Source organism: Hyphomonas sp. BRH_c22, from assembly GCF_000961795.1.
GTDB lineage: Bacteria > Pseudomonadota > Alphaproteobacteria > Caulobacterales > Hyphomonadaceae > Hyphomonas.
Window position 1 is genome coordinate 36,477 of the sequence record NZ_LADU01000031.1, and the last position, 7,179, is coordinate 43,655.

At 60.3% G+C, this 7,179-nt stretch carries 9 protein-coding genes; 2 read left to right on the forward strand and 7 right to left on the reverse strand.

Annotated elements, in window-relative coordinates; all coding sequences use genetic code 11:
• Positions 1-16: 16 nt before the first annotated feature.
• The 6 genes from VR74_RS04680 to VR74_RS04705 all read right to left on the reverse strand — a co-directional run bounded on the left by VR74_RS04680 (position 17) and on the right by VR74_RS04705 (position 3,709).
• Positions 17-316: a 50S ribosomal protein L23 gene (locus VR74_RS04680; RefSeq protein WP_045694812.1), complete on the reverse strand. Its 300-nt coding sequence runs from the start codon at positions 314-316 to the stop codon at positions 17-19.
• 2 nt (positions 317-318) lie between these two features.
• Entirely contained in the window at positions 319-981 is a 663-nt protein-coding gene (rplD, locus tag VR74_RS04685) for a 50S ribosomal protein L4 (protein ID WP_045694813.1), read from the reverse strand.
• A complete protein-coding gene (gene rplC / locus VR74_RS04690) occupies positions 981-1,742 on the reverse strand; it encodes a 50S ribosomal protein L3 (protein ID WP_045694815.1) in 762 nt (253 codons plus the stop codon). Before rplC ends, rplD begins: the two co-directional genes overlap by 1 nt.
• Entirely contained in the window at positions 1,742-2,062 is a 321-nt protein-coding gene (gene rpsJ / locus VR74_RS04695) for a 30S ribosomal protein S10 (RefSeq protein ID WP_034738419.1), read from the reverse strand. The genes rplC and rpsJ overlap by 1 nt, the downstream gene beginning before the upstream one ends.
• A 292-nt stretch (positions 2,063-2,354) precedes the next feature.
• A complete protein-coding gene (locus tag VR74_RS04700; protein WP_045694816.1) occupies positions 2,355-2,963 on the reverse strand; it encodes a 2-hydroxychromene-2-carboxylate isomerase in 609 nt (202 codons plus the stop codon).
• 11 nt (positions 2,964-2,974) lie between these two features.
• Positions 2,975-3,709: an SDR family oxidoreductase gene (locus VR74_RS04705; protein ID WP_045694823.1), complete on the reverse strand. Its 735-nt coding sequence runs from the start codon at positions 3,707-3,709 to the stop codon at positions 2,975-2,977.
• A 100-nt stretch (positions 3,710-3,809) separates the two neighbouring features.
• Here VR74_RS04705 and VR74_RS04710 point away from each other — a divergent pair, with 100 nt between their 5' ends.
• Together VR74_RS04710 and VR74_RS04715 are read left to right on the forward strand one after the other, a co-directional pair.
• On the forward strand, positions 3,810-4,304 hold the full coding sequence (locus tag VR74_RS04710; protein ID WP_045694818.1) for a helix-turn-helix domain-containing protein: 495 nt from the start codon (positions 3,810-3,812) through the stop codon (positions 4,302-4,304).
• 73 nt (positions 4,305-4,377) lie between these two features.
• Positions 4,378-5,847 (forward strand): MFS transporter, encoded by a 1,470-nt coding sequence (locus VR74_RS04715; RefSeq protein WP_045694819.1) that lies wholly within the window; start codon positions 4,378-4,380, stop codon positions 5,845-5,847.
• A 128-nt stretch (positions 5,848-5,975) separates the two neighbouring features.
• Here VR74_RS04715 and tuf read toward each other — a convergent pair whose 3' ends face one another.
• The gene (gene tuf, locus VR74_RS04720) at positions 5,976-7,166 is read right to left on the reverse strand and encodes an elongation factor Tu (RefSeq protein WP_045693485.1); all 1,191 of its coding nucleotides are present in this window, start codon (positions 7,164-7,166) and stop codon (positions 5,976-5,978) included.
• Positions 7,167-7,179: the final 13 nt, after the last annotated feature.

Genomic DNA, 7,179 nt, shown 5'->3' on the forward strand with positions numbered 1-7,179 from the left:
TTTCTACGTCCTTCCCCTACAGGCCTGTCGAAATGTCGACAGATTGGCCTTCGGCGAGCGTGACAATGGCCTTCTTGATGTCATTGCGACGACCAAGATGGCCCTTGAAGCGCTTTGTTTTGCCCTTCTGGAGCAGCGTGTTGACCTTGGTGACCTCAACCTTGAACAGGGCCTCGACAGCCTCTTTGATCGACTTCTTGTCGGAGTCCATGGACACCTCGAAGACGATCTTGTTCTCTTCAGCGACCAGCGTCGATTTCTCGGTGATGATCGGACGACGGATGATATCGTAGTGATGTTGCTTCGGATCAGCCATGACTATTCAGCCTCTGCTGCGATTGCGGGTTGAGCCAGCGTGCCGTCAAAGCGAGCCTGAATGCCTTCAGCTGCTTCCTTCGTGATGACCAGCGTCTTGCGGCGCAAGATGTCATACACGTTCAGGCCGGCGACCGGGAGCACATCCACGTTCGGGATGTTGCGCGCGGCCTTGGCGAAGTTCTCGTCAACCGTGATGCCCGAGATGATCAGGGCATTCTCGATGCCGAGACCAGCGAAATGGGCGGCCAGGTCCTTCGTCTTGGCTTCTTTCAGCGTCGCCGCGTCAATCACCATGAAGGAGTTGGCCACGATTTTGGACGACAGCGCGTGCGCAAGAGCCAGCTTGCGAACCTTCTTGGGAAGATCATGCGCATGGCTGCGAACGCGTGGGCCGTGTGCGACGCCACCACCGACAAAGATCGGGGCGTTTCGCGAACCGTGGCGAGCGCCGCCCGAACCTTTCTGGCGGATGAATTTCTTGGTCGTAACGGACACTTCGGACCGCGACTGGGTCTTGTGCGTGCCGGCCTGACGCTTGGCGAGCTGCCAGCGGACCGTGCGGTGAAGGAGGTCCTTGCGGATGTCCTCGATCCCGAAGATCGCGTCATCGAGCGTAATATTGCCGGCAGCTTTGCCAGCGAGGGTTTTGACGGCGAGTTCCATTATTCAGCACCCTCTGTCTGGGCAGGAGCGTTAGCCGACTTGAAGGAGCCAGCCTTCGGCGCATCGGCCGGCAGGGCTTTCTTCACGGCATCGCGGATTTCCACGAACGAACCATCATGACCGGACACGGCGCCCTTCACGAGGATCAGGCCGCGCTCAACATCGGTGCGCACAACCGTCAGGTTCTGGGTGGTGATACGGTCGGTACCGAGGTGGCCGGCCATTTTCTTGTTCTTGAACACGCGGCCCGGATCCTGGTTCATACCTGTCGAACCATGGGCGCGGTGAGAGATCGACACACCATGAGTGGCGCGCATGCCGCCGAAGTTCCAGCGCTTCATCGCACCGGCGAAACCTTTACCAATTGCGTAGCTGGCAACGTCGACCTTCTGGCCTGGCACGAAGTGGTCAGCCAGAACTTCAGCGCCAACCTCAGGCAGATCGCCCGAAACGCGGAATTCCTTCAGCTTGGCTTTCGGCGCCACGCCGGCTTTCGCGAACTGGCCGCGCAGGGCCTTGTTCGTGCGCTTGGCTTTCTTTTCGCCAGCACCAAGGATGACAGCCTTGTAGCCGTCAGTGCGGGTGACTTCGCCACCCTTCTTGGTTGTGACAGAGCGCTCGTCTTCGGTGCGCACGCCAACGACCTGGCAGCCGTCAAGCGACAGAACCGTCACGGGAATGTGGCGGCCGTCTTCGTCAAAGACACGTGTCATGCCCAGCTTGCGGGCCAGCACGCCGGAACGGGGGGCTGGAAGAGCCATTAGCGCGCTCCCTCAAGCTTGATTTCAATGCCAACGCCCGACGACAGGTCGAGTTTCATCAGGGCATCGACCGTTTGCGGGGTCGGATCCACGATGTCGAGGATACGCTTGTGCGTACGGATCTCGAATTGCTCGCGCGATTTCTTGTCGACGTGCGGAGAGCGGTTCACGGTGAAACGCTCGATACGGGTTGGAAGCGGGATGGGCCCCTTGACTTCAGCGCCCGTGCGCTTTGCTGTGTTCACGATCTCTTTCGCCGACATGTCGAGGGCGCGGTGATCGAAGGCTTTCAGCCTGATCCGGATATTTTGTCGTTCCATCGTTCTCGTCCGTCCGCACAAAACACTTAAGCCCAGGGCGATGGCTCGTCAGCATCGAGCGCCCGGGTTGGGTGGGGTTAAATTGTCAGTTTCGAGGGAGCGTTCGCTAATCCAAGCGCGGCCATCCCGGCGAAGTGGTGCTTCTATGGGAAGGAATCACCGGCGTCAACAGGTGAAACGGGGAATTTGCAGACAATGGCTGCGTCGGTTTGGCCCGCCGCCCTGCGCGCAGAAATCCCCCCGCGCATGGGCGTGTTTAGACCGGCGGTTTCGCGGGTCAATCGTGCCCCATTCAGGTTTGTGCAAGCACTTCTGCTTCGACCTGCATAAGCCTGTCTTTACCAAAGAACATTTCATCGCCCACAAAGAAGGTCGGAATACCGAATGCACCCCGCGCAACAGCGGCATTCGTATTCGCGACGAGCCGCTCTTTGACCGCCGGATCCTGCGTTTGCGCCAGCAGGGCGGCCCCATCGAAGCCGGAATCGGTCATTGCCGCAGCAAAGACGGCCGGATCATCCATCTTCAGGCCGTCTTCCCACATATGCTTCAGGCCCGCCGCGGTATAGGCGACCAACTGGCCGTTCATCTCCGCGGCGACCGCCCCCCGCATCAGGATCAGCGTATTGACGGGAAAATGCGGATTGAGCCGGAACCGGTCCGCCTTGTGCTGCTTTATGAAACGCGCCATTTCCAGCTGCTCATAGGCCAGCTTTCCCTTCACGTTGCCGAAGGCGACCATGGGCGCCTGGTTGCCCGTGGCCTTGAATATGCCCCCCAGCAGGCAGGGAATGTAGTTCACGGTTGCGCCCGTTCGGGCCGCAATGCCCGGCAGCAGCTGGTGCGAGAGATACGCATTGGGACTGCCGAAGTCGAATATGAAATCGATGGTCTTTGTCATGGTTAAGGCTCCTACCAGGTTTCCTTCCATGGGCGCAGGTCCAGTTCATGCGTCCAGGCGGTGCGCGGCTGTTTGTGCAGCATCACATAATTCTGTGCGATATGGTCGGGATTGAGGATGGCGTCTGCGTCGCGTTTCGCGTCCACGTCCGGCACCATTTCGCGAATGAAGTTCGAATCGATCGCGCCATCGATAATCGTGTGCGCGACGTGGATATTCTGCGGCCCCAGCTCGCGGGCCATTGACTGGGCCAATGCCCTGAGAGCGTGCTTGGCACCTGCGAAGGCGGCCAGACGCTCACGTCCGCGCGTGCTCGCCGTCGCGCCCGTGAAGATGATTGTCCCGTGACCGCGCTCCAGCATGCGCTTTGCGACTTCGCGCCCCATCAGGAATCCGGCGAAACAGGCCATCTCCCACACTTTGCGATACACCCGCGCCGTGGTCTCGGTGATCGGGAACTGGACGTTGGCGCCAATATTGAACACGGCGACCTCGATTGGCGCGATCTCCGATTCGATTCTGTCGATCAGCGCTATCATCGCGTCCTCGTCCCGCGCATCCGCCGGAAGCGCCACCGCTGCGTTCCCCTCATTACGAATGCTTTGCGCCAACGCTTCCAGCGCGTCGGCATGCGTTGACCGGCGCACCAGGCATGAGACCATGCCCTCACGCGCAAAGGCGCGGCCGATGGCCCCGCCCGTGTCATCCCCGGCGCCAATCACGAGGCAGGCCTGCTTGGGCGCCATGGCATATTCCTCACTGCGCATATTGGTTGCAATAAACTACCAATATCGTAATGGTTTCGAAACGCAACCTAAATATTCTGCCGCGGACAGGAGAACGGACATGGCCAAACGGCACACGCATACCTGCCCGATCGCGGGCGTTCTCAACATTTTCGGTGACAACTGGACCTGGCTGATCATTCGCGAGGCCTTCTATGGCGCAACCCGATTCAGCGAGATCATGCGCAATACCGGCATCGCCCGGAATGTGCTGAGCGAGCGGCTGGAACGTCTGCTTGAGGAAGGGATCCTCATGCGCGAAGATGTCGGCGCTAACGGCACCCGCTATGCCTATGTCCTCACTGACAAGGGCGAGACCCTTTACCCCGTCCTCCTCGCACTCCACCAATGGGGCAATACCCACGTCTACGGTCCCGGTAATGAACCGGTGCTTCTGGTGGAAAAGGCAACCGGCCTGCCGCTGAAGCCCCTGGCACCTATCGGCAGCAATGGCTCACCGCTTTCACGCGCAGACATCCTCACCAAACCGGGCCCGAGCGCCAGTCTCGCCACCCAGCGGCGTCTTGCCGAAGCGGCCAGACAGCCGCTGGAATAGCCAGATTTACGTTGCGACAAGCCGGTCCGATTGCGCGTGACTCCCGTACCGGGCGGGTTACAGTATTGCCACGATGGACCCTGCAACGCCGCACCGCACATCCCTGCCAACCCGGATCGCCTATGGCTTTGGCTCAGTCGCCTATGGCGTAAAGGATGCCGGTTTCGGCTATTTCCTGCTCCTCTTCTACGGCACGGTTGTGGGGGTTGAGCCGGGCCTTGTCGGCCTCGCCATCTTCATTGCGCTGGTGGTGGACGCGATCAGCGACCCGGTCGTCGGTTACCTCTCGGACAATTGGCGGTCACGATGGGGGCGGCGGCATCCCTTTATGTATGCCTCCGCCATCCCGGTATCGATCAGCTATTTCCTGCTCTGGAATCCGCCCGAACTGAGCGACGGCCAGATGTTCTGGTACCTGCTGTTGCTGGCCATTCTGATCCGCACATTCATCACATTCTACGAAACGCCCAGCTCCTCGCTGATGCCGGAACTTTCGCAGGACTATGACGAGCGCACAAAGCTGCAAGCCTGGCGGCTCTATTTTGGCTGGACCGGCGGCAACCTCATGAGTGTGCTGATGTTCGGAGTCCTGCTGGTCGCGACCGACAAGTACCCGGTCGGCACCCTCAACCGCGACGGCTACGCGACCTATGGCATCATCTCATCCATCCTGATCTTCCTCGCCATCATGATTTCCGCGCTCGGCACGCATTCGCAGATAAAGCACTTCCACGCGCCTCCCCCGAAGCGAAAGATCGGTCTGGGCACGATCTTCAGGGAAGTGTTCGAGACGCTGGGTGACCGGTCCTTCTTTGCCTTGTTTGTCGCCACGCTGTTCGGTGCCGTGGCGTCCGGCCTCTCCGCTGCGCTCGCCTTCCTCATGCTGACCTATTTCTGGGGCTTTTCCGGCTCGCAGATATTCCTGTGGACCTTGCTGGTTTTCATATCGGCACTGATCGGCCTGCTGATTGCGCCCATGATCGTGAAGCGGTTCGGCAAGAAGCGAGGCGTCATCTGGCTCGGCGTCGTTGCTTTCACGATGGCCCCTGCCCCGATCATCCTGCGCCTGTTCGGCCTTATGCCGGAGAATGGCGACCCGCTGCTCTACCCCATCGTCGCCACGATCAACACAATCGACGTCGCCCTGATAATCGCGCTCCAGGCGGTGCTGTACTCGATGATCGCAGACCTCGTGGAGCAAAGCGAGCTGCGGACGGGTCGCCGGTCAGAAGGCGTATTCTTCGCTGCGGTTACCTTCACCCGCAAGGCGACCCAGGGCCTCGGCGCATTTTCCGCAGGCCTCATCCTGTCTTTCGTCTCGTTTCCGCAAGGCGCTACGGTGGACGAAGTCTCGCCGGAGACACTTTGGCAACTGGGCGCGTATTATGCGCCGACACTGCTTCTATTGTGGACGTGCATGATCATCGCAGTCGGATACTACCGCATTGATCGTGGCGACCATGAGGACAATCTCCTGCAGCTCGCAGAACGCAGGCGCGGCGAAACGGCACGACAATCGGCAGGCGTGGACGACACGGTCTGAAACGCGCGCACGAAACTGCCGCCTCAGATCTTTTCGAAGTCACAAGGCTGTACCCTCGCGTCCGCCCCCAACGGAAAAGGCCGCTTCCTTCCGGAAGCGGCCTTTGTCTTTGTGTTGCTGTGTCCAGCCTACTTCTTGATGGACGAGACGACGCCGGCGCCGACGGTGCGGCCGCCTTCACGGATGGCGAAGCGCAGGCCCTGGTCCATGGCGATCGGCTGGATCAGCTCGACATCCATTTTCACATTGTCGCCCGGAAGGACCATTTCCTTGTCGGCCGGCAGGGTCACAACACCCGTCACGTCGGTCGTGCGGAAGTAGAACTGCGGACGGTAATTGGTGAAGAACGGCGTGTGACGGCCACCCTCTTCCTTGGTCAGGATGTAGGCTTCGGCTTCGAACGTCGTGTGCGGCGTGATCGAACCCGGCTTGCAGAGAACCTGGCCGCGCTCGACGCCTTCACGGTCAACACCGCGAAGCAGCGCACCGATATTGTCGCCAGCCTGGCCCTGGTCGAGCAGCTTGCGGAACATTTCAACGCCGGTACAGGTCGTCTTGACGGTCGGACGGATGCCGACAATCTCGATTTCCTCACCCACCTTGATGATGCCCTGCTCGATACGGCCGGTCACAACCGTGCCGCGGCCCGAGATCGAGAACACGTCTTCGACCGGCATCAGGAAGGGCTTGTCCAGCGGACGCTCAGGCGTCGGGATATAGTCATCCACAGCCTGCATCAGCTCGAGCACCTTGTCCTTGCCGATTTCAGGATTACGGCCCTCGACAGCGGCCAGCGCGGAGCCCGCGATGATCGGAATCTCGTCGCCCGGGAAGTCGTACGAGGACAGAAGTTCACGCACTTCCATCTCGACCAGTTCCAGAAGCTCGGCATCATCGACCTGGTCAACCTTGTTCAGGAAGACAACCATGGCCGGAACGCCAACCTGCTTGGCCAGCAGGATGTGCTCGCGCGTCTGCGGCATCGGGCCGTCAGCGGCGTTCACAACCAGGATCGCGCCGTCCATCTGCGCCGCACCGGTGATCATGTTCTTCACATAGTCAGCGTGGCCGGGGCAGTCGACGTGCGCATAGTGGCGGTTGGCCGTCTCATACTCGACGTGCGCCGTGTTGATCGTGATGCCGCGCGCCTTTTCTTCCGGCGCAGAGTCGATGTCCGCATAGGACTTCGCTTCGCCGCCGCTTGCTTCCGCAAGAACCATCGAAATCGCCGCCGTCAGCGTCGTCTTGCCGTGGTCAACGTGTCCAATCGTGCCGATGTTCACGTGCGGCTTGTTGCGTTCAAACTTTGCCTTGCCCATCGGGCCTCTCCTT

Coding starts and splice junctions, on each gene's coding strand:
- rplD (WP_045694813.1), bottom strand. CDS start 981: ATGGAACTCGCCGTCAAAACCCTCGCTGGCAAAGCTGCCGGCAATATT.
- VR74_RS04705 (WP_045694823.1), bottom strand. CDS start 3,709: ATGGCGCCCAAGCAGGCCTGCCTCGTGATTGGCGCCGGGGATGACACG.
- VR74_RS04715 (WP_045694819.1), top strand. CDS start 4,378: ATGGACCCTGCAACGCCGCACCGCACATCCCTGCCAACCCGGATCGCC.
- tuf (WP_045693485.1), bottom strand. CDS start 7,166: ATGGGCAAGGCAAAGTTTGAACGCAACAAGCCGCACGTGAACATCGGC.
- rplC (WP_045694815.1), bottom strand. CDS start 1,742: ATGGCTCTTCCAGCCCCCCGTTCCGGCGTGCTGGCCCGCAAGCTGGGC.
- VR74_RS04710 (WP_045694818.1), top strand. CDS start 3,810: ATGGCCAAACGGCACACGCATACCTGCCCGATCGCGGGCGTTCTCAAC.
- VR74_RS04700 (WP_045694816.1), bottom strand. CDS start 2,963: ATGACAAAGACCATCGATTTCATATTCGACTTCGGCAGTCCCAATGCG.
- VR74_RS04680 (WP_045694812.1), bottom strand. CDS start 316: ATGGCTGATCCGAAGCAACATCACTACGATATCATCCGTCGTCCGATC.
- rpsJ (WP_034738419.1), bottom strand. CDS start 2,062: ATGGAACGACAAAATATCCGGATCAGGCTGAAAGCCTTCGATCACCGC.